The 1,213-nt window shown below is 70.9% G+C and carries 2 protein-coding genes; both read left to right on the top strand.

Annotated features, from left to right (window positions below; genetic code table 11):
* Positions 1-914: condensation domain-containing protein (locus AB0L34_RS34065; RefSeq protein WP_363709794.1), on the top strand; the 914-nt coding region annotated here is incomplete at its 5' end.
* A gap of 108 nt (positions 915-1,022) precedes the next feature.
* The coding region (locus AB0L34_RS34060) for a hypothetical protein (protein WP_363709792.1) at positions 1,023-1,213 on the top strand (191 nt) is incomplete at its 3' end.

Below are 1,213 nucleotides of genomic sequence, written 5' to 3'. Positions count from 1 at the left end.
TCCTCTTCGGCATCGGCATCCACCACATCGCCTTCGACGGATGGTCACACGCCCTCCTCGTCCACGACCTCAGCCACGCCTACACCGCACGCCAGACCGGCCAGACACCCACATGGGACCGCCCCGCACCCACCCTGCGCCAGTCGTACGACGAGTTCACCCGGCTGCGCGCCGCCACCGACCTCGAGTCGCAGCGCGCCTACTGGCGCGAACAACTACGGGGCCTGCCCCGTCAGGGCAACCCTCCCGCCGACGCGTCGCTGGAGCAGGCGCTCGCCTGGGGTCCCAAGGCCGGACACACCGTCACCGTCACGCCTCAGGTGATGGAACGCTGGGACCGGGCCGCCCGCGAACACCGGTTCAGCCGCTCCGCCTACTTCGCCGCCGCCTTCGCCACCGCGCTGCGCGCCCTCCATCAGCAGGACGACATCGGCCTGCTGATGGTCGTCGCCAAGCGGGGCAGCCGCGTCCTCGACTCCGCCGTCACCACCAGGATCAACCTCAACTGCGTCCGGGTCCGGTTCGACGGGCCGGAGGACGAACTCGTCCTCCGGGTCAACGACACGATCAGCGACCTGATGCGGGCCCAGGACGTCTCCTTCGCGGAGACCGCCGACGATCCCACCGCCGGGATCTCCAGCGAGGTGGTGGCCAGCCTGCCGACCTTCGTCTTCCAGGACAACGTGGTGCACCCGCTGGAGCTGCCCGGTTGCCGGACGGAGGAGGTCGTCGAGCCGTACGCCCGGGAGGTGCCCAACGGCCTCACGGTCGAGGTGCTGCCCCGGGCCGACCACGCCCTCCTGCGCGTCACGATCCGTACCGACCTCCTGCTGTACCGCCTCGCCGAGGAGCTGAACGGCCACATGCTGCGCTTCCTGGAAGCCGGTCCCGGGTTGGCCACGGCCGCTGACTGACCCGGTAGTCCTCCTGCCGTGGGCGCGGACAGCCGCGATCACGTAGTTCCTGAATTCCTCACGGCGGTGCCCGTACAGGTGACGCCGCCCCTGATCGGAGGTTCGCTCATGTCTGTCGGGTTCGTTGGTGGTCGGGCCGAGGCCGCGGGTGTCGCCGGGCCCGGTACCGAGTTCGAGGCCCTCGACCTGATGGCGGACCTGCGACGGCCGTTGGTGTGGCCGGCCCGGGCGGCCTCGCAGTCGCGGACGGTGGAGCTGCCCGACCTGACGGGCCCGGAGCCGGCCGGTGTGGTGCTGCT

The sequence above is a fragment of the Micromonospora sp. NPDC052213 genome (assembly GCF_040679695.1).
Classification (GTDB): Bacteria; Actinomycetota; Actinomycetes; order Mycobacteriales; family Micromonosporaceae; genus Micromonospora.
This window is presented reverse-complemented; position numbering and strand designations above follow the sequence as displayed.